The following is a 21436-nucleotide window of genomic DNA, read 5'->3' as shown; positions in this document are numbered from 1 at the left end:
AACCTATAACGATTAAAGGTGTCGTGCTTGATTTACAAGGAAATTCAACCTGTAAAGGCAATGGAAGCGGTTATCACCCTTCCCGGCTCCAAAAGTTTCAGTCACCGGGCTCTCATCGCCGCCGGACTAGCCAGAGGAAGCAGCTCCCTGAGGAATCTCTTGCGCGCCGATGACACCCTCATGACCGCTCGGGCATTGGAACAATTGGGGGTCCGAATAACGTGGCAGGAAAAGGAGTGTCTGCTAGAGGGCGCCGGCGGCAGGCTAAAGGTTCCGACTGAGCCGATATATTTAGGCGATTCCGGCACCTCAATGCGATTCCTGACGGCCGTGGCGGCATTAGGGAATGGCCGGTATGTCCTCACCGGCTCGCCCCGTCTCTGCCAGCGCCCTATTCAGGACCTGCTTGACGCCCTGACCCTTCTCGGAGTTGTAGCCCACTGTGAGAACCACAACGGCTGCCCTCCGGTCATAATTCAGGCCCGAGGGTTGGCTGGCGGTGAATCCCGAGTGTCCGGGGGTATCAGCAGCCAGTTCCTCTCCGCCCTCCTGCTGATCTCGCCTTTTGCTGCCAGGGACGTAGAGATTGAAGTAGTGGGGGAACTGGTGTCGCGGCCGTACGTCGATATTACCCTTAGCGTCATGGAGGCCTTCGGCATCGCTTACTACCGTCGGGGCTACCAGAATTTTTGCGTCCCGGCCGGCCAGCGGTATCAGGCTCGAGACTACGAGGTGGAGGGGGACGCCTCCAGCGCCTCGTATTTTTTGGGCGCCGCCGCCCTTACCGGCGGGCGGATTACTCTGACCAACTTGAACCCGCAATCCTGCCAGGGAGATATCGGCTTCCTTGAGGTTCTGCAGCAGATGGGCTGCCAGGTGGAGCCGACCGGAAGCGGCGTGGTGCTCAGGGGCAGACAACTTCAGGCCATTCGGATTAACATGGCCCATATGCCTGACCTTGTCCCGACCTTGGCGGTGTTGGCCGCCTACGCTCAGGGCGAAACCGTCATCACGGGCGTCCCGCACCTCAGGCATAAAGAATCCGACCGCCTCCAGGCCGTGGCCACGGAACTGGCAAAGATGGGCATCACGGTTAACCAGACCAAAGACGGCCTCATTATTCAGGGAGGCAAACCGCGCGGGGTGGTTATCGAGACCTACAACGACCACCGCATCGCCATGAGCTTTGCCCTGGCCGGGCTTAAAACCCCTGGCGTGATGATCGCCAACCCGGACTGTGTAGCCAAATCCTTCCCTGATTTCTGGGATTATTTTGCCAAACTGGGAACGAACTCTGCTCTTTCAGCTTCGAAGGAGAACAGCTAAAGGAATGGAAAAGCAAGCCGCAAAACTCCATCTTCCCCTGATAACCCTGGCAAAGGCGCTTGCCGCCTTGGAAGACGCCCTCAGGGAACCGTACGCCCCGGTCGTCCAGGATGCCCTTCTATAACGCCCTGAGGGCTTCCACAATATTCATCCGCGCCCCCCTGAGGGCCGGCAGGAAGCCGCCCACCAACCCCATGCCCAGGGCAAAGAGCAGACTCTTGAGGAAAATATCAGCCGTGAGAGAGAAATTGAAGGCTACTTCGGAAAAGGTCTGCCAATTGGTAGTGGAGATAGTAAGAAACTGCATCAAGGAGGCCGCCCCCAAACCGACGAGGCCTCCCATCAGGCCAATAAGCAGGGACTCCAGCAGGATGGCAGTGAGGATGTTGCCCCGGCTGAAGCCCAGGGCTCTCAAGGCGCCGATCTCCACCGTGCGGCTGGCCACTGCCGCGTACATCGTGATCATGGCCCCCAGCACGGCGCCGATGCTGAAAATGCTGGTGAGTACCAGACCCAGCAGCCGGATAAAATCGGCCATCCGCTTAGACTGCTGCTCATAAAAGACCGTCTCCCGCTTCACCTCCACCGGCAGGCGGGGGTCGCCCTCCAAGCGGCTTTTTAGACTAAGGAAATCCCCAGGCTGGCGCAGGCGCAAAATGACGCTGGAAAAGAGAGGCCGGCGGAAGGCCTGCTGCATCTGATCGATATCCCCCCAGATTTCAGAACTGAAGGCAGTCTTGCCGGCATCGATGATCCCTACCACGATCCAATCCCGCATTGCAAATCTCAGGGTTTCTCCCAACCCGGCACCGCCAAACCGCTGGGCGATATCCCGGCCGGTGACAATCTCCGAAGAACCGGGGCGGAACATGCGGCCGGCAACAAGTTTGATCTCCGGGCGTAGTTGCACAGAGATTGGCGACACCCCGCGAATCGTAACGTTCGAAGGACTGTTTGACCCGCGCTTGCGCAGGTTCAGGAGCACGATCAACTCCCGGGCTGCCAATGGACGGCCCTCTTGATCAATGGCGATCTCCGGTTGGGCCGTGACTATGGCCGCTTTGTCCCGCTCGATGATGCTCTGCACCTCTGATTCAGCGGAAGCCCGGAGCACTATGGCATTGTCAAAGGAGCCGGTTGCCACCAGGGTCTGGCGCAGACCCTCCGCCAACATCAGCACCGCAGCAAAGACAAAGACCACCAGGCTCATCCCCCCCGCCGTAAGGGCCGTGGTCATACGCCGGGTGACCAGATTGCGGTAGCTGTAGGAGAAAGGAATCTTCACGGTGTGAACAACCCCTTTTTACCCAATCCTTCGCAGACCCTCGGCGATTGGCACCCGGGCGGCCCGCCAGGCCGGAAAAACAGCCGATAGGGCACCGATGATCAGAGCGATAGTTAGACAGATGGCCAGGGTTGCATCAGAGACGCTGAAGACCCGGAAATAGTTGCCCAGGGCAGTCCGGAAAAAATGCGCCGCCGGGAAGATGGCGATCAGACCGGCCACCCCCCCCATCAGAGCAATGGCAATCGATTCGCCGGCGATAAGGATTATTAAGTGTCGGCCCTGAAACCCTAAGGTCTTCAAAACGGCATGCTCACTCTGGCGTTCTCGGGCGGTCATAGCCATGGTGTTGGCCAACACGATCAGAATGACAACGATGACCACGTATGACACGATCTGGATGGCCATAACGATGGCTTTGGTCATGGAGACGAAGCCCATCTGAAAAGCCTTTTCGCTTTCGGTGAGGGTTTCCGCCAGAGAGTTTTTAAAGGCGTTATCGATCTGAGCGGCAATGGCTGGCGCTTGATCGAGATCCGCCACCTGAACGATAAACCAGCCTACCTGATTGGCCAGTTCTGGAAGATTTTTCTTATTGGTTTCGTTAACGTAATCCCAGTGAAAGAAAAATCGGCTTTCGTCGGTGGTATCCTCCGCTCCTTGATAGATAGCCCGCAGAACCAGCTCCCAATTACCGGGAAAGATGGTTCCTTTCAGGGTAATGATGTCTCCAAGCTTCCAGCCGAAACGTTGGGCCAGTTTACGGCCGGCGATACAGGCATTCCGCTCTTTGAGTAAGACCTGCCGCTGTTCCGGGGGAATCAGGAACTCGGTGTACATCTCGAGATAGGGACGCAGGTCCACGGCGAATTGAGGGAAAAATTTTTTTTCATCGATATAGACGCCCCCGAACCAATAACCGTATGACACCCGTTTGATCCCTTCCATGGGTTTGATTTTATAGAGGTAGGCCAAGGGAAGGCGGAAGAGCAAGGAGATGGCGTTGCGGGTGACCAGGCGGTCCGCCGCCGCGCCTTCCACCCCGGCATACCAGGCATCTACCACGGTGCGCAGCAGGCCGAAGGAGAGGATAGCGATAGCCATCCCTAAAACAGTCAGTGCCGTACGCAGTCGATGGCGCGTCGCATTGCGGAAGATCAATTTAAACATTTGACAAATATGCTAGCCGGTGCAGGGTTTGAGAACCCCTTTATCCAAATGCTGCAGCCGGGTGGATTTTTCCGCGGCTCGCGGGTCGTGGGTTACCATGATGATAGTCTTGCGCAGCTCCTGGTTGAGGCGGGTCATCAGATTGAGGACCTCTTCGGCTGAGACCTTATCGAGATCGCCGGTAGGTTCGTCGGCAGCGATAATGGTCGGATCGGTAACAATGGCACGGGCGATAGCCACCCGCTGCTGTTGACCGCCGGAAAGTTGCCGGGGATAGTGATCCCGCCGATCATAAATGCCTACCAACTTTAGGGCCAATTCAGCGTGCTGTCTACGCTTTGCTTTCGGGAGATCCGACAGCATGAGCGGCAGCTCCACATTTTCCAGTGCCGTGAGGACCGGGACCAGATTATAGAACTGGAAGATAAAGCCAACGTTGCGGTGGCGCCAGACGGCCAGTTCCGATTCCGATAGCCGGGAGATATCCACCCCGGCCACGCGTAAGATTCCGGCATCCGGCTGGTCAATACCGGCAATGAGGTTCAACAGGGTAGTTTTGCCGGAACCCGAAGGCCCCATAAGGGCCAGAAATTCACCTTCCTGAATGTCGAGGCAGACATGCTGCAATACTGGGATAATCTGGGCGCCCCGGCGGTATGATTTACTGAGATCTTTGATCTCAACGATGACCGGTAGGCCGACCTCGGATGCCATCTCAGCCTTCCTGGACCTGCACGCGATCACCGCTGGCCAGATTTTTCGGGGGCCGCAGCACTACTTTATTACCTTCCCGCAGTCCGGCGCGGATTTCTACCAGATCGCCCATCTTGGGGCCAACCTCCACCGATACGGCCTCCACCCGGTTTTCCTTGAGGACAAACGCCGTAGATCGGCCGTCCTGTTGGACTAGAGCCTCGGAATGAACCACTAAGCGGAGTTGCTGCTCTTCCGGCCTGAGGGAACGGGACAGAAAGGCGGCCTTGGCGCTCATTTCAGGCAGGATGCGGGGGTCCATCTCGTCAAAGGCGACTTTCACCATAATAGTGGCCTTGCTGCGATCTGCAGTCGGGACGATCATATGAACTTTGCCAGAGAAACGCTCCCCCGGAAGGGCGTCCAGGAGAATTTCGCAGGGCTGGTCTACTTTTACCTGATTAATGTTGGCCTCTGAAACATCGACCTCAACCATGAGCGAGTCCATGTCCGCCATGGTGGCCACTGCCGCCCGCGCGTTGGCGGCGGCGCCGAAGGGTGCTACAACCTCCCCTACTTCGGCGTTCTTGGTCAGGACCACGCCATTGAAAGGGGCTCGAATGAAGGAGTATTCCACTGCGGTCTGGGCTTCGGCCAGGGCCGCCACCGCGGCCTTGATCGTGGCTTGAGCATTGGCCACGGCCGCTACTGCTTTGCGATAGCGAGCCTCGGCGGCGTCGAAGTCCTGGCGTGAAATCAGGTTCTGGGCCAGCAGTTTTTCCTGGCGGACATAATTCAAACGGGCGTCGGTCAACTCCGCCTGGGCCTGCTCCAAGGTGGCCGTGGAGGCCTTAACGTTAAAGGCGGCCCGATCCCGGGCGGCATTCAGGTCGTCATTCTCCAAACGGGCAATGATCTCACCCTGTTGTACCCGACTGCCTTCTTCGATACCTAAATACGACAAACGGCCGGTGCTCTTGGAAGAGACGGAGGCCTTGCGCTGTGCTACCACGTAGCCGCTGGCGTTGAGCAGCGTGACAGCCTGAGAGGGATAGATTTTGAGAACCGTGGTCACCGCTACCTTCTGACCCCACAGAGCACCGGACCATACCCACCAGACGCCGGAAACCACCACAAGGATGATGAGGGAAAAAAACATCAGGTTGCGGCGTCGCCGGGAACGGATATAACGCAGCTCGGTCTCGCCCCGTTCTAGACGCAGGGATTCGAGATCGAGAGGATTTTCTGGGGATTTCAATTAAAACCTCAATATCAGGCAGGCGAAGTTGGGAGTTTCAAGTTTAAGGTTTAGAATGAACGAAAACATATTATAATTCTATCGTATCGATATGGATAGGGTGATCTTTCCTCAAACTCAAAACTCAAGTTAACGTTTTTTTATCCCGATTGATTCTAAATTATACCGGTTTCTTACAGATATCAATTCCCCCAATAAAAAATTGCACCGGAGGACTCTATGCACCTTTCCTTTTTCGGAGATCAAACATCCACCAGATCCAATCGTCTGCTAGCACTCATAACCCTGTGCCTGGCAGTCTTCGGCGGTTCCTTGACCACTAATGCCACCCAGACTATCACCTTGCCCCAACAGATTATTGGTCCCGGCGAGGCCACCTTGAAAATTGAACTACAATTACCACCTAACTGCAAATTAAATCAGGAGGCCCCCTCCACTGTGGCAATCCACTCCGAAGATAAAAAAATTGTCGGTCTGACCCAAAGTCTCGGCCAGAAACTGCCCGCCGCCAATCTGCCTATAACCCTGAGCGCCCCGGCGGCGCCCGGACGCACCGCCCTGCAGGCCGAATTCCGCCTTAATTTTTGCGATGATAAAATAGGCTTGTGCTTTTTTAAAGAGACCCTGTTGATCCTGCCGGTCGAAGTAAGCAAGACCTCGGTCAATAAGCAGTTGAGCATGAAATTAATTGTAAAAAACGAATAGCGGATGAGTTGTTTGGGGCGAATACAAGATTCGCCCCTACGGGTGGGCCTGCCGGTGCTGTAGCGCTGTAGGGTGGTCACCGCCCACCATGCCTTGATCTATTCTCTCAGATAGCTGAAGTATTGCGGAGGCTTTTTAAAGAATGGCAATTACTGTTGGAAAGTCTTCCCCGGATTAATTTTTTAAACCTCCATGAGGCTGCCTTTCCCACTGATATCCCTGCCCTAAACCTATCACCGGATACATCCCCGAGCAATTCTCGCGGCGCCATTATCAGATTGAGAGTCATAAGTCAAATTATTCTGTCTCATTTTCCCACCCCGACAAGATAACTTGACTGCATTTCGCAACTGCCACTTCATCGGTTGATATATCTCATTATATCAATCTGTTGCAGGTGTCTCGGATGGCACATTATTTGCTATTGAATTATTTGGAACACTTCAGTTATCTGGGGCGAATACAAGATTCGGCTCTACGGATAAGCCTATCGGTATTGGAGTGCTGTAGAGCGGGAAAGCGCAGCGCATCCCGCCTTCCGGCATGGTCCGACACCAATTTTTATGGTTTGCGGGTGACCTACAGATAATGGCAATTATCGGGAAATCGAGGTTTTTCAATGTATGGTGGGCACTACCTACCATTCCTTGATCTATTCTCAGATAACCGAAGTATTACGATGTTTTCATTTAAATTGGCATGTTTTGGTGATCACAACAAAACATGAGAACAGAACCATGGCGGCTGCTCGCAATAATGCCTTTTCTGCTCACCGCTCACCGCCCATTGCTCACTGTTTTCGTTAAAGAAGGAGAAAGGCGATGATAAAGATATTCTGGCGCACCTTTCCGGTGCTGTTGTTGATCTGTGCTCTGGGTATGGGGGCCGGGGTGCTGGCCCCGGCGCCAGGGCAAGCCGGACAGCAGGACGCCGCGCTCTTTCAGGAAGCCCTGTCCAGATTCGGCCAATGGCTGCATCACGGTCAATATGGCCCGGTCTGGCAGCCTCAGCAGGTCAATCAGGGGTGGCGGCCCTATACCAACGGCCGTTGGGTTCCCACCCAGGAAGGCTATGTTTTTGAAACGGATGAACCCTGGGGATGGGCCACCTACCATTACGGCAACTGGGCCAACACCAGTGACTATGGCTGGGTCTGGGTCCCCGGCCGTACCTGGTATCCTCACACAGTAAACTGGCGGACCAATGATGAATATATCGGCTGGAGCCCGGTAGCGCCTCCGGATACTGCTTCCTTAGGAGAATACTCTTCGGGAATGTATGCTGCGGAAGACTATCCTCAGCCAATGGATTTAGGGGCTGGCAGCGCCTGCATGTATCAAAGCTCGCCCCTGTCCTGGATTTTTACCCCAGCCTCGAATTTTCTCCTCGGTTGGGGAGAACCGTATTCGTCGTCCTATTCCTACGCCTACGCCAATGCCCTGGCCTCCTCCCAGTATATTCCAACCATTTATGAGCGGACCGTGTATGTCAACAATTATGTCTCTCCCAGCTATGCCCCGAGGGCCTGCTACAACTGGGGACCGCCCGCCACCTACATCAACAAAGTAACAAACATTAATATCGAACGCGACTGCCGCTATAAAAATCTCCGTCTGGCTCATCTGCGCCAGGCGCTGCCGCCCGCCAACCTGAAGGCCAGACACCCCGCTTGGCGGGAAATCATGCCGGCCTCGCTTGCCAGCCATAGATTCACCACCCGTCAGGTGGAACCCGCCAGGATACGGCCGGGAGAGGTAAACCGCCCGGATGCCATCGCCGCCCCGGCCTCGCTCAGCCGCTCCCGTGCGGGACTAGATAGCCGGCGGGAAGGGCGCCAACCGTTTTTGGGACAGCGGGCCCAGATATCGCCTTCATCCTGGGAAACAGCCGATGCGACGTCAAATTCCCAATCGGATCAGAGGCGCCGTATGATTTCTCAAACGTCTGGCAACCAGGGGGGCTCCCCCTCCGGCACTGATGGTAGGCCGAGGATTTGGCAACGCCAGTCCGCTCCATACCAGACAGTTTCGGCAACTTCGCCAACAGAGAGTAATGAGCCCACTCCGCCCCGGATGGGTGAGGCCAGACGTACCGGAGCCTCTCTCGAAAGCCAAACACCGCCGCAATCCCTGGACCGCGTTCAACCCCGACGCCGGTCATGGCCTCCCGAGGTCCGGAGAACGGCTTCCAATACCTCCCGTCCCCAAACGGTCAATACACCAGCAAACCAGGTGGTAAGACCGAACCCTCTACCCGCGCAGCAATCACCGCGTTGGCAACAGCAGGAGGAGCGGCGCCGCCGGGAACAGCGGCTCCAGCAGCAGCGGCGTTCGGTGGAACAGCAAGTCCAACAGGATCAGCAATTCCGCCGCCAGCAGCAACTTGAGATGGCGCGGCAACAACAGGAGACCCGGCTCAGACAGGAACAGCAACGCCAACAACAGATGCAGGGGCAGATACAACAGCAACGCCAACAGCAGATGCAGATTCAACAACGCCAGCAGCAGATAAGGCAGCAACGGCAGATGGCGGCCCCCGCTCCACCGCCGCGGCAAGCCCCGCCTCCACCTCAACGACAGAAAAAGCAGGAGAACAAGAGCCAGCCATGATCAGGGGGAGGTAAGCAAGGTTTCCGGTTAAATAAATCGATAATCTAGTGGCAATTTACTCATAGAGCGGGCCGCGCCCGCCGCTTTTAAGAGCTGTTTTCATATAAATCCTCATATTCTGAGGAACACAACGAAATATGAAGACAGAACCGTCGAATAGCCCATTATCCTGGCAAGGTGAAAGGCCTGCTCAATTAACTGTGCTCCAACCCCTTGTTTTCGGTGCTCAAGAATAACTGAAACAGGCCCCAGGAGAAAAATAGGATAGGTATTGCCCACCGCAGAACTCTGTTTAAGATGTTGTGAGCAGCAACAAACCGTGAACGGGGGGGAACTCTCCCTGACCAACATGGAAATATGAGAACCGGAAACCGTCTTAGGCGTTAAACCGCCGCAGTCGCAAAGAGTTACTTACCACGGTAACCGAGCTCAGGGCCATAGTCATAGCGGCCAAGGCCGGGTTGAGGAGCCAACCGGTAAGGGGATATAGGACCCCGGCGGCCACTGGAATGGCCACGACATTATAGAAAAAGGCCCAGAACAGGTTCTGCCGGATGATCCGCATCATCTGGCGGGAGAGGGCCACGGCTTTCGGGATCAAGGTAAGGTCGTCGCTCATTAGGGTAATATCCGCTGCGGCTAGAGCCACATCGGCGCCGCTGCTCAAGGCCAGGCCGACATCGGCTTGGGCCAGGGCCGGACCGTCATTAATCCCGTCGCCCACCATGGCGGTTACCCGTCCGCGGCGCTGCAGCTCAGCGATCCGGGAGGCCTTGTCTGCCGGCAGCACCTCCGCCAGGACCTTGGTGACTCCTACTTCATGGGCCACTGCCGTGGCCGTCTGCGTATTGTCGCCGCTGAGCATCCATACCTGCAAACCCATGTCGATGAGGGTTTTGACGGTCTGTGGGGCTTGGGGTTTTAGTGTATCAGCCACCCCGATTACTCCCGCTAATTGGCCGTCAACGGCAACCAGGATGACCGAGCGGCCAGCCTGGGTCAATCTCTGTACCGTAGGTTCGGCGTATAAGATCGACATCCGCAACCGGGAGAAGTAGTGGGGACTGCCCACCAGCAGTTGTTTGCCATCAACCTCGGCCTTAACTCCCAGTCCCGGAACGGCCTCAAACCGGGTAACTTCGGGCAGAGCGCTGGCCCCGGCCTGAAAGCGGCGGAGGATGGCAGCAGCTAACGGGTGTTCCGAGCGTTGTTCCACTGCCGCCGCCATGTTGACGATGTCTTCCTCTTGCCAGGGAGAAAAAGGAATGACGTCGGTCACTTCTGGTCTGCCCTGCGTCAGGGTGCCGGTCTTGTCGAAGATGATGTCCGTCAGGGCATAGGCCCGCTCCAGGGGTTCTCCGCCCCGGATGAGGATGCCCAATTCCGTTCCGCGGCCGACGCCCACCATCACTGCGGTGGGGGTAGCCAGTCCCAGGGCGCAGGGACAGGCGATGATCAGCACGGCCACCATGTTCATCAGCGCTCGGGAGAGGGCCGGGGAAGGACCGAACCAGTACCAGCCCAGAAAAGTAAAAACGGCAAGGCCGAGGACCACCGGAACGAAGATGGCGGCAACCTGATCAGCCAAACGCTGGATAGGGGCCTTGGAACTTTGGGCCTCCTGGACTAGATGGATAATCTGAGAAAGGACCATGTCCCGGCCCACCCGAGTGGCCTGGAAGACCAGGGAACCGATGGTGTTTAAAGTCGCCCCCCAGACTTCCTCACCCGGGCCTTTGCTCACCGGCAGACTTTCCCCGGTAAGCATTGATTCATCGACGGCACTGGCTCCCTCCACCACCACCCCGTCTACGGCGATCTTCTCCCCCGGTCGAACCACGATCAGGTCTCCCACCCGAACCTGCGACAACGGAATTTCTTGTTCCATGCCATTCCGGCGGACGGAGGCCCTCGGTGGCGCCAGGGCCATCAAACGCTGGATGGCTTCGGAAGCCCGCCCCCGAGCCCTGGCCTCCAGCCAACGGCCCAGGAGGATAAAGGTGATGATCATGGCACTGGTGTCGAAATACACCTCCGGGATGACACCGGCGGCGGCAAAGGCGTGAGGCCAAAAAGTGGCTATCAGGGAGTAAATATAGGCTGCCCCGGCACCCAGGGCGATGAGCGTGTTCATATCGGCGCTTTTACGCCGGGTTGCTTTCCAGCCGCCTCTAAAGAACGGGGCGCCGGCATAGAACATCACCGGCGTCGTCAACCCAAAGAGGAGATAATGCAACGTTTGGGGTGCCAGACCGAGCCAATGGGGGAGTGGATGGACCATTGATCCCAAAAAAATCGGGATGTTCAAGATCAGGGCGGTCAGAAACCGGTATTTAAAATCCTGGATATCAGGGTCCGGGCGGATCTCCTGGATACCGGTAGTATCTAGTTCTTCCTGCCCTTCATAGCTGAAGCCGGCTTCTTGAAGTGCCTGGGCAAATTGGGTCGGGTCGGCCTGGGAAGTGTCAAAGGTTACATGCGCCTGCCGGGTCGCGAGATTTACCATTGCCTTCTGTACTCCGGGAACAGCCTGCAAGGTTCTCTCGACCCGGGCGACGCAGGCGGCGCAATGCATCCCGCCCACTCCAATGACGATCTGGCGTTGGGGTGAGGCGGCGGATACGGTAGTTGATTGAGCGGTCATGATGAATACTCTCGCACTCGAATTCAAGCAGACGTTCGGCTTACTGAAAGTAAATACTATGAAACAGTGTTCTAAGCAATTTTTATGAGACTAGAGATATTCTAAGTAGTTGATTATCCAATAAGCATGGTTATAAAAAAACGGTTCTGTTCTCATGCTTCGTTGTGTTCCTCAGAACATGAGGATTTATATGAAACTAACCACCTCCAGTATGATAATCTCAAAACTTGAAACTCGAAACTCGAAACTATAGAATATTTATTAACATGATCCCTGCCAATGTCCTTAAACGTCTTCGAGCCATCATCGGATCGCCCAATCTGCTTACCGACAATGCCGATCGTCAGTGCTATGCCTATGACGCCGCCAACCTGATCTATACCCCTGAGGCGGTGGCCTTTCCGGCCGATGCAACCGAGATTTCCCAGATTCTGCAATTGGCCAATGAATATCACTTCCCGGTAACGCCGCGGGGGGCCGGTACCGGCACTACCGGCGGCGCTCTGCCGGTTCAGGGCGGTTTAATATTAGTCACCACCCGCCTGAATCGAATCTTGGAAATCGATCCGGACAACTTTATCGCCGTGGTTCAGCCCGGAGTCATCACCGGGAGCTTGAAATCCGCAGCGGCGAAATTCGGCCTCTTTTATCCACCCGATCCCTCCAGTGCCAATTTTTGTACCATCGGGGGAAATGTTGCGGAAAACGCCGGAGGCAGCGCCGCCGTGAAGTATGGCGTTACCCGTGATTATGTCCTGGGGCTTACCGTGGTCCTGCCCACCGGGGAGATTATTGATACCGGGGTCAGAACGGCCAAAGGAGTGGTGGGCTACGATCTTACCCGGCTCATTGTCGGTTCCGAGGGTACTCTGGGCGTTATCACCCGCATCATCCTGCGACTCATACCGCAGCCTGCTGCCAGACAGACGCTGTTGGCCGGATTTACCGACCTGCACTTCGCTACTCAAACTGTGGGCCGTATACTTCAGGCCCGTCTAACGCCCAGCGCCTTAGAGTTTTTAGATCGGACCTCCCTGGAGTGCGTACGGGAGTTATTGCCCTTTCCGATTCCAGAGGCGACCCAGGCTCTATTGCTCCTGGAGGTTGACGGTCATCCGCATGATGTCCGGGAAAGGGCGGAGGCCATGGAATCCTTCTGCCGGGCTCAGAACGCTGCCCTGGTAATGACTGCGGACGGAGCCGACGAAACGGCAAAACTCTGGCAGGCCCGTAAACTGGTCTCCCCAGCCTCTTTTAAGCTCAATCCACATAAATTGAGCGAAGATGTGGTGGTCCCTATCAGCCGCATTCCCGATCTCGTTGCTCGAGTGGAAGCCATCAGCCGCGACGCCAAACTGCCGATTCTGTGCTTCGGCCACGCCGGCGATGGTAATATCCATATCAATGTCATGTATGACCGGCAACAGGTCTCCCAAGCCCAGGCCGCTGCCACCGCCGTGAAAAATATCTTTGTCGTGGTGCGCGAGCTGGATGGCACCCTCTCGGGCGAACACGGCATCGGCATCACCAAATCCCCCTATCTTGGCCTGGAATTGTCGGCAGCCGCTATCGACCTCAGTAAGCGCGTGAAAAAGGCTTTTGATCCTCATAACATCATGAACCCCGGGAAAATCTTTGTCCCGCCATCCATTTCTACCGGCGTCCATGACATCTGATTTCAGTCAGACACTCAAAGCGGCCACAGCCTGCATCCGGTGCGGGGCCTGTATGGAAGTCTGTCCGCTTTACCAGAAGACAGGCCGAGAAGCCGCAGTGGCCCGGGGCAAGCTCAGCCTCCTGCAGGCGTTTCTGGGTGGGACCCTCTCTCCGAGCGGCCGCCTGCTGGAGATCCTGGAATATTGTCTTCTCTGCGGCGCCTGTGTTGAACGATGCACCGCCAAAATCCCTATTCCTGATCTGGTGAAGGCCGGACGGGCGGAAATCTATGATCGTTTAGGACATAACTGGAGTCCGAATCTCGCCCTGGCCCATTTGAGTCTCCATGCCGATCGCCTGCTTCCGGCCCTGAACGCCAGCTCCTCCCTCCTGCCGCGGCTAATCTCCTTGCTGGGGCGGAAAAGCGGTCTGCTTTATCGATTATGGCCCTCCCTGGCGGGCCTGGTGGAGCGTCTGCCGCAGCCCGCTTCGCAGCCCCTGACAAACCTGGTGCCAGATTTTTTGCCGAGCGCCGGAAAGCAGAAAATCGCTTTCTTTATCGGCTGCGGCTTGCAGGCCCTCTTCCCCCAGGCCGGGCTGGCCTTTTTAAAAATCTGCCAGCGGCTGGGCATCGAAGTCATCATACCGAAACAACAGAATTGCTGCGGCCTATTGGCCACGAGCGTCGGGGACCTGAAAACGGCCCGGCTCCTTGGCCGGAATGTCATCAGACAATTTGCCGGTCTCAAGGTGGATTACCTTGTCACCGCCTGCGCTTCCTGCAGTTATCAATTGAAACGCTTAGACCGGCTCTTCCCTGATAGTCTGGAAAGGGAACAGGCGGGAAGCCTGGCACTCAAAGTTAAGGAGGCCAGCGAATATTTGGCTGATTTAGAAAGACTGGATCACCTGCATTTCCCTGCTCGCGTCCCCTCCACATCCGTGGTGTTCCATGATCCCTGCCATGGGCGTCGGGGGCAGCAGATTGTGCGGCAACCCCGCCAGGTGCTTGCCGCCCGGCCCCGGCTGGAGCTGCGAGAACCGCACTCACCGGTAGCCTGCTGCGGACAAGGCGGCCTCTTCGGCATCTGCCACCCTGACATGGGAAAAGCTATCGGCCTCGACGCCCTGGCAAGCTACCAACAGACAGGAGCCGACCTGCTGGCGACGTCTTGCAGCGGCTGTTTAGTACAATTGATGAGTCTGACCACGCCAGCATTGCCGGTACGCCATTTTTTGGAAATTTTGGCCGAGGCCCTCGAATAATCAGGAAGAGGGGGCCGGTTTGAAACAATCAGCTTGCAGTTAAAACAATATGTTGCCTGTAAGCCTGTAATCTGGGTAGATTATTTATAATTTCCTTTCTCAATGATTTCCTCCATTAAGCCAACTGCTCAACCCTCCCGATAAGGATAATCAGCCTTCCTGGCCGATTTAATATATCTTGGCGATTTTCCTTGTTGACAAGGATTGCAACCTATAGTAAAAAAAATCACATGGCCCCGATCAAAAATCGTACAGATTAAAAATAACTAAGGAGGATATGTATGGCCACGGTAGAATACCAAGGTAAAACTTTTGATGTCGACGAAGATGGTTTCCTCGAGAATCTGGATCAATGGTGTATGGAGTGGGTTGATTACGTCAAGGACTCTGAGGGCATTAAGGAATTAAATGATGATCATTGGAAAGTAATCAATATGCTGCAGGATTACTACAAGAAGAATGGCATCGCCCCCATGGTGCGGATTCTTTCCAAAGTCACCGGGTTCAAACTGAAATATATCTATGAGCTCTTCCCCTCCGGACCGGGAAAGGGCGCCTGTAAAATGGCAGGCTTGGCCAAACCGACCGGTTGCGTCTAAGACGTTCTTCGGGGCAGGGCAGAACTCGGTTTAGGGGAACAACTCCCTCTCACCCTGTCGATTGTACGCAGACATCTTTTGAAGCAGATTCTTACCAATAGATGGTTGAATCTGCTTCAAAACCTTCCTAAGCTCACTCGGATCTTGTCTCCTAACATTCCCCTAAGGAACTATTTATTCAAAATATTTTGACTTTTAGTTGAATATAAGTTTTACTCTAGAAGAATTATCCAGCGGCTTTTCCGGAAGAACGCCCTAGTGAGGAGGGATTATCATGGGCCGACCGATCCGTCGCGTGCTGTTTATTGAACCGAGGAATCCCCGTCCGCATATATTTTCGCGGGTGGCGATTCCGCGCCTGGGCAGCATCCTTTTAGGAACAATCCTGAGAGATCAGGGCTTTGAAGTAAAGGTTGTCGTGGAAGAGGTACACCGACCTGATTTGGAAACGCTCGATTTTAATCCAGATCTGGTCTGTATCTCCTCTATCACGCCCACTACCCCCCGAGCCCATCTTTTAGGGGACTATTATCGGCAGCAGGGTATACCGGTGGTCCTGGGAGGGCCGCATCCGAGCTTTACCCCCGAGGAGAGTCTGGAACATGCCGATTTCGTGGTCTGCGGTGAGGGAGATGAAGCCCTGCCGGAGTTGATTGCGGCCCTGAACGGCGAACACGGTTTTGAGACCATCGGCAACCTTTGCTACCATGATAACGGAACCATAAGAAAAAATCCCTGGCGGCCTTTCTTTCAGGATTTAGACAGCCTTCCGATACCCGATTACAGCCTCATCCATGGCTGGCGGTCAGGGAAACAAGCCGTCATTTCTATTGCAACGTCACGGGGCTGCCCCTTCGGCTGTCGCTTCTGTTCGGTTATTCTCCTGTTCGGCCGGCAGTTTCGCTATAATTCGGTTGACCGGATCATGGCAGAAATTAAACAGAACGGCACCCAAGCCAATCACATCTTTTTCTGCGACGATAATTTTACTGCGGATCGGAACCGCTGCAAAGAATTGTTGGAGCGGATCATCGCCGAGAACTTGAAGATAGAGTGGAGCGCCCAGGTAAGGGTAGAAGCGGCAAAAGACCCGGAACTCCTGTCACTCATGGCCCGCAGCGGCTGTTTCCTGGTGTACATCGGTCTGGAATCAATCAATCCGGCTACCCTCAAGTCATACAAAAAGGCCCAGACAGTTGAAGACATCCGCTACTGTGTTGATACCTTCCATGATCATGGGATCAAAGTTCACGGTATGTTCATCTTCGGGTCCGAGGAAGACACCATCCAGGTCTTGCGCGATACCGTCGGTTTCTCACAGGAAATAGATGTAGATTCTCTGCAGTACCTGATTTTGACGCCCATTCCGGGAACGCCTATTTATGATGAACTGCAGAGCCAAGACCGGCTCCTACATCATGATTGGCAGTACTATGACGGTCACCATGCCGTCTTCGTCCCCCGCTATATGACCCCGTATGAATTGCAGATGGAAACGCTGAGGGCCATGAAGCACTTTTATACCTGGCCGTCGGTGCTTAAACGGCTCTGGCGGCGGGACTGGTTTTTCGCCAAACTAAAGTCCCATGGCCGCCTGCACCTGCGACGATCCTTTAAAGAAGTTAAGGCAGGCTATTTCCAGCAGCTAAAGGAACAACTTTTTGGTAAGGCCAGACAGTGGCGGCGGTTGACTCCTCACCGTCGAATCAGAAGGGTGGGGATACCAGAGGATATCTGGGGTCTGACGGCCTGGGAGTCCGGACCGCGGGAATTCCTGCTAAATTTCCTGAGTAAATTAGGGGTGGAGATTGTGCGGGAGGGACCTGAGACAGAAACCGCAACGACCGGTCTGGCTGACCAGGATCAGACCGCACGGTTGATGGCCGAAGTCGCGCGCCTCCAAGAAAAGACCGATATCGTTTTATTACCCATCTGGGAAGGGATCGAAAACGTCCGCCAAAAGGCCCGCGAGGCACAGCAGGAATTAAGCCAACTCTTGGCAACACACCGGCAGGCGTTGGCCTTAAGCTTCAATCCTACCCTCTTTTATAACGTCTGCATGCAGTTAGGCCTATTATTCAAGTCCCGGCCACGCCTCATACGTCGAATCTATTTTCAAACCCTGGGAGAGCTCGGGACCGCGGTTTAAAAACCTAAGGCTTCTTGAGGCGTAGATCTTCCCACTGCTCCTCAAGAAGCCGGCAGAGCAGACGATCTGTCAAGACATCGACATCGGGATGATAGGCTCCCTTTTCAACGGCCTCTTTTATGGCCGCGACCTTGGCCGCCCGCTTCTTTGCAGCCTGCTCTTCATTGGATGAAGGGGGAGCAGTCGCCTCTGGCTTCATAAAAATATGTCATACCCCAAAGTTAGGTCCGGCGAACCAGATCTCGTCAGGTTTTCTTTACCTTGAGCCCAAATCAATGGCTCACCATGTCTCCCTTTTAGATGATTCATATTTTATGCCAAAAATATATGTGAGTATATCTATCTACTTAGCTAACCTCCAGAATGGATACTAGTTCAGATTTTTGGACTTTTGTTACAATTTGTAAACAAAACAGAATCAATCCCTATTCGGGCAGGCATTTTATGGTTCGGGAGACCCGTTTTTTCCCCTTGGAAGTCGGATAAATTTATTTCCTGAAAAATGGGGCGTAAATTTATTGACATTTGAGGTATAATGGCCTTATTATTAAGGTTCAAGGGCGGCGATAACATCCAATTTATCACTTAATATCAGAAGGAGAGGAAAGCAATATGAAGAAGGCGCCGGTAGCGATTATCGTCTTCATGGTAGGTCTGGTCCTGTGTTTGGGTGTGGCGGTGGCGCAAGAATATTATGCTGTATGCCCCCCGGCCAAGATCGGCAGCCCTGTAGAAAAGAAACTATCCACTGCTTTTTGCCTGTACAACTCCTACAAAATTGATAAAAAGAAAAAATACCTCACTGATGCCACCAAGTTATTGGAATCCGTGTTGAAAGAAGATCCCGGCAATCCTATTGCACTGAATAATTTGGCCGCGATTAATGTCACGGAAGGCAAACTGGACAAGGCTGACACGCTGCTGGGCCAGGCTCTGGACAGCCTGAAACAAAAACCCTGCCTCGTACGGCTTAACCGGGTCTGCGACGTCAACAATATCTGCGTAGCCGTAGAACCGGTGCAGATAGGCGGCGGCAATCAAGACCTCGAACCTATGGTGAAATTCAACAAAGAAATGGTCAAAGACATGATGGCCAACCTGAAGTCACCTAAAGCAAAGGTCGGTCAATAATTCTTTTCCGCCGCCCTCGGACGGAAAGCAAACCGTAAACCTGGAAGAAAGAGGATTGGGCAAGAGGTCTCAGTCCTCTTTTTTTTCCCTTGCACAGACTGCGCTCAACCGCCACGTATGGCTACGCCCGTCCCTGACCGGACAGGCAACCGCCTGAAAAGTCCAAAGTGGGATACAAACCGAATGTGCAGGAAATTAAACAAGAAGGTAAATCGCCTTTCAAATCAAGCTGCGAATCCTTTAAGAACTTGAAAAAACAGCATTAAAAATGGTTTTCAGTATCTATTTGAAATAATTGTATAATCGTATATCTTTTTGAAATTATAAAAAAACTATTTACAAATAAATTGCATTGTAGTATATATTAAATTCACCATTTATAGAAGTTGATTTAACAATAGGTTAACCCGGTGTTGCAAGGAGGCAACCATGAAAAAGATCAGGACAGATCGCCGAGGTCAGCCGTTGGAAGCTTCGGGAGGAAATGAAGGGGGCCGACGATCGTCGTTGGCAAATGTTGTCGGCGGCGCCACTTCCCGCTATGCCCCCTGGCTTGCTTTAAAAAGGCCTATCCTGACCAAAGACTCCCGTTTTCAAAAGATTCTCAGCCTCATCCCCTTATATGCCCGCACAGATCTACCAATATTGATCACCGGCGAACCTGGAACCGGCAAGGAGCTGGTCGCCGAGGCCCTCTGGACCCATAGTCCTCAGGGCGAAAGCCAGTTTATCAAGTTGAACTGTGCTGCCCTGGTGGAGACCGTGGCTAACAGCGAACTGTTCGGACATGTCCGGGGGGCCTTCACGGATGCCCATCGCAGCAAAAAAGGGAAGTTTGAGTTGGCCCACCAAGGAACGTTATTTCTGGACGAAATCGGCGACCTGCCATTGTCGGTGCAACCGCGGCTGCTTCGGGCGGTGGAGTTGGGCGAGATTGAACCGATAGGCAGCGAGGTGCCGATTGCCGTAGAGGTGCGTTTGATTGCCGCCACCAACCAGGATTTAAGATCATTAATGTCCCAGGGGCTCTTCCGTCGGGATCTTTACGATCGACTGAGCACCTTATTGCTGCACCTGCCGCCGCTGCGAGAGCGGCCCGCCGATATCCTGTTCCTGGCTAACTATTTCGCTACCCAGACCGCTCAGGATTATGGCCTGGGACCAGTATACCTGGCAAATACGGTGGAAAAGAAATTGCTGGCCCATCCCTGGCCGGGAAACGTGCGGGAGTTGAAAAACGTCGTCACCCGGGCGGTGTTGTTGCGAGAGGACATTGCGGTAACAGAGGTGGAGTTGGACTCGGAATATGAGGCGGCCGGCTGGCGAGAACCGACCTCGGGAGCCGGGGTAGCCACCCTGCCGACACGACCGCCCAGAACCGAGTTAGTAGAGCTGTTACGTTTGGAACAGGGCAACATTTCGGCCATATCTCGCAAACTGGGGGTGTGCACCAAGACCATCTATCGATGGCTAAAACATTACAAGATCGAGCTCGAACAGTTCCGACAGGTAAGCGGATTATAAGATAACCCGGCGATAGAACGACCTAGCAATGCCTTTCGATCATCTCATTCATCAGGCGCTCCTGCTCACCATGGAGCCCCGGAGTCGACCGCTGGCACACGGCTTCGTGGCCATTCAAGGTACCGAAATTGTCGCAGTGGGCCAGGCCGAAGACCGGGAAAATCTCCCGCCGGCACGGCAGTATTGGGATATGAACGGCGATCTCGTCATGCCGGGATTGATCAATAATCACTGTCACGCCGCCATGACTTTATTCCGCGGATTAGCGGATGATCTTCCTTTGGACGAGTGGTTGCAGCAGCATATTTTTCCGGCCGAAGCCCGGTGGGTGGATTATGAATTTGTCTACACCGGGACGTTGTTGGCTGCAGCAGAGCTTATCCGAGGAGGGGTAACCGCCGTCGCTGATGCCTATTTTTGGGAAACCGCAGCCCGCCAGGCCTTTGCCGAGTCCGGTTTGCGGGGAGTGGCAGCCCAAGGCGTCATCGACTTCCCGGCCCCCGGCGTCCCCAATCCGACCGATAATATCCGGGTTGCGCAGGAGTTTATCGATTCCGGGAGTGCTTCGTCTCCCCCTCTGATCACCTCCACCCTGTTCTGTCATTCACCTTATACCTGCAGCGCCCCTACCCTGAAACAGGCCAAGGACCTCACCCGCCAGCGAGGTCTGTCCTTTTTCATCCATCTGGCCGAAACCCGATGGGAGGAGGCACAGATCCGGCGGCAGACCGGTCTGAGTCCCGTAGCCTATCTAGACAGCCTCGGCATTCTCGATGAAATGACGGTCGCAGCCCATGCGGTCTGGGTGGACCCGGCGGATCAAGAGATTCTGGCCCGCCGCGGAGTAAAAATCTGCCACTGTCCGGAATGCAACCTGAAGCTGGCATCAGGCGTTGCCCCCATTCCAGACCTCCTGGCCCGGGGGCTGGTTATCGGCTTAGGAACCGACGGCGCCGCATCCAATAACAATCTCAATATATTTGGTGAAATGAACCTTGCGGCCAAGCTGCATAAGGCGATCCGCCTGGATCCTACCGTAATGTCGGCACGTGAGGTCGTAGAACTGGCCACCTCCAAAGGTGCCCAGGTACTGGATCTGGGAGAGATAACGGGAACCCTGACCCCGGGCAAATGTGCCGATCTAATCGTCGTAAATCTCCACCAACCCCATCTAACTCCGCTGTACGATCCCTATTCCCACCTGGTGTATGCCGCCGCCGCAAGTGATGTCCAACACGTCATGGTGCATGGCCGCTGGCTCATGCTAGACCGGAGGCTGCTGACCCTCGACTGGCCGACTATCAAACGCAAAGCCTTGGCGTTGGCCGAGCGGATTAATTCGACTGCGGCCAGATTCCCCGCCTGACTTTTCCAGCTAATTGACAAACCGCTGAAATATTGCTAAGTTGATGAGTAAAGGA

General features: G+C 54.7%; 16 protein-coding genes. 10 read left to right on the top strand and 6 right to left on the bottom strand.

Annotated features, from left to right (window positions below):
* Nucleotides 1-27: 27 nt before the first annotated feature.
* Nucleotides 28-1326, top strand: a complete 1299-nt coding sequence (gene aroA / locus DESAC_RS03210) for a 3-phosphoshikimate 1-carboxyvinyltransferase (RefSeq protein WP_013705642.1) — start codon at nt 28-30, stop codon at nt 1324-1326.
* Between the two features lie 118 nt (nt 1327-1444).
* On the opposite strand, the gene DESAC_RS03205 is transcribed toward aroA, so the two are convergent.
* The 4 genes from DESAC_RS03205 to DESAC_RS03190 are packed head-to-tail and all read right to left on the bottom strand — an operon-like array spanning nt 1445 to nt 5732.
* Nucleotides 1445-2611 (bottom strand): ABC transporter permease, encoded by a 1167-nt coding sequence (locus DESAC_RS03205; protein WP_013705641.1) that lies wholly within the window; start codon nt 2609-2611, stop codon nt 1445-1447.
* A gap of 18 nt (nt 2612-2629) precedes the next feature.
* Nucleotides 2630-3781, bottom strand: a complete 1152-nt coding sequence (locus DESAC_RS03200) for an ABC transporter permease (protein WP_013705640.1) — start codon at nt 3779-3781, stop codon at nt 2630-2632.
* A gap of 12 nt (nt 3782-3793) precedes the next feature.
* Nucleotides 3794-4495, bottom strand: a complete 702-nt coding sequence (locus tag DESAC_RS03195) for an ABC transporter ATP-binding protein (RefSeq protein ID WP_013705639.1) — start codon at nt 4493-4495, stop codon at nt 3794-3796.
* 1 nt (nt 4496) lies between these two features.
* The gene (locus DESAC_RS03190) at nt 4497-5732 is read right to left on the bottom strand and encodes an efflux RND transporter periplasmic adaptor subunit (RefSeq protein ID WP_013705638.1); all 1236 of its coding nucleotides are present in this window, start codon (nt 5730-5732) and stop codon (nt 4497-4499) included.
* Nucleotides 5733-5951: 219 nt separating this feature from the next.
* Between DESAC_RS03190 and DESAC_RS03185 the strand changes: the two genes are divergently transcribed.
* Both DESAC_RS03185 and DESAC_RS14980 read left to right on the top strand, forming a co-directional pair.
* Nucleotides 5952-6437: a hypothetical protein gene (locus DESAC_RS03185; protein ID WP_013705637.1), complete on the top strand. Its 486-nt coding sequence runs from the start codon at nt 5952-5954 to the stop codon at nt 6435-6437.
* Nucleotides 6438-7258: 821 nt separating this feature from the next.
* Nucleotides 7259-9046 (top strand): DUF6600 domain-containing protein, encoded by a 1788-nt coding sequence (locus tag DESAC_RS14980; protein WP_013705636.1) that lies wholly within the window; start codon nt 7259-7261, stop codon nt 9044-9046.
* A gap of 376 nt (nt 9047-9422) precedes the next feature.
* On the opposite strand, the gene DESAC_RS03175 is transcribed toward DESAC_RS14980, so the two are convergent.
* Nucleotides 9423-11690, bottom strand: coding sequence for a heavy metal translocating P-type ATPase (locus tag DESAC_RS03175; RefSeq protein ID WP_013705635.1), 2268 nt, complete (start codon nt 11688-11690; stop codon nt 9423-9425).
* A gap of 266 nt (nt 11691-11956) precedes the next feature.
* Between DESAC_RS03175 and DESAC_RS03170 the strand changes: the two genes are divergently transcribed.
* The 4 genes from DESAC_RS03170 to DESAC_RS03155 all read left to right on the top strand — a co-directional run bounded on the left by DESAC_RS03170 (nt 11957) and on the right by DESAC_RS03155 (nt 17360).
* On the top strand, nt 11957-13366 hold the full coding sequence (locus tag DESAC_RS03170; protein ID WP_013705634.1) for an FAD-binding oxidoreductase: 1410 nt from the start codon (nt 11957-11959) through the stop codon (nt 13364-13366).
* Nucleotides 13356-14612 (top strand): (Fe-S)-binding protein, encoded by a 1257-nt coding sequence (locus tag DESAC_RS03165; RefSeq protein ID WP_013705633.1) that lies wholly within the window; start codon nt 13356-13358, stop codon nt 14610-14612. The genes DESAC_RS03170 and DESAC_RS03165 overlap by 11 nt, the downstream gene beginning before the upstream one ends.
* Nucleotides 14613-14893: 281 nt before the next feature.
* Entirely contained in the window at nt 14894-15211 is a 318-nt protein-coding gene (locus tag DESAC_RS03160) for a TusE/DsrC/DsvC family sulfur relay protein (protein ID WP_013705632.1), read from the top strand.
* A 274-nt stretch (nt 15212-15485) separates the two neighbouring features.
* Complete coding sequence (locus DESAC_RS03155; protein WP_013705631.1) at nt 15486-17360, top strand: B12-binding domain-containing radical SAM protein; 1875 nt, start codon at nt 15486-15488, stop codon at nt 17358-17360.
* Between the two features lie 4 nt (nt 17361-17364).
* Here DESAC_RS03155 and DESAC_RS03150 read toward each other — a convergent pair whose 3' ends face one another.
* Nucleotides 17365-17559: a flagellar biosynthesis anti-sigma factor FlgM gene (locus DESAC_RS03150; RefSeq protein ID WP_013705630.1), complete on the bottom strand. Its 195-nt coding sequence runs from the start codon at nt 17557-17559 to the stop codon at nt 17365-17367.
* 413 nt (nt 17560-17972) lie between these two features.
* Between DESAC_RS03150 and DESAC_RS03145 the strand changes: the two genes are divergently transcribed.
* The 3 genes from DESAC_RS03145 to DESAC_RS03135 all read left to right on the top strand — a co-directional run bounded on the left by DESAC_RS03145 (nt 17973) and on the right by DESAC_RS03135 (nt 21381).
* A complete protein-coding gene (locus DESAC_RS03145) occupies nt 17973-18491 on the top strand; it encodes a tetratricopeptide repeat protein (protein ID WP_013705629.1) in 519 nt (172 codons plus the stop codon).
* A 429-nt stretch (nt 18492-18920) separates the two neighbouring features.
* Nucleotides 18921-20015, top strand: a complete 1095-nt coding sequence (locus tag DESAC_RS03140; RefSeq protein WP_013705628.1) for a sigma 54-interacting transcriptional regulator — start codon at nt 18921-18923, stop codon at nt 20013-20015.
* Nucleotides 20016-20043: 28 nt separating this feature from the next.
* Entirely contained in the window at nt 20044-21381 is a 1338-nt protein-coding gene (locus DESAC_RS03135) for an amidohydrolase family protein (RefSeq protein WP_013705627.1), read from the top strand.
* Nucleotides 21382-21436: the final 55 nt, after the last annotated feature.

This window comes from Desulfobacca acetoxidans DSM 11109, assembly GCF_000195295.1.
GTDB classification, from domain to species: domain Bacteria; phylum Desulfobacterota; class Desulfobaccia; order Desulfobaccales; family Desulfobaccaceae; genus Desulfobacca; species Desulfobacca acetoxidans.
This window is presented reverse-complemented; position numbering and strand designations above follow the sequence as displayed.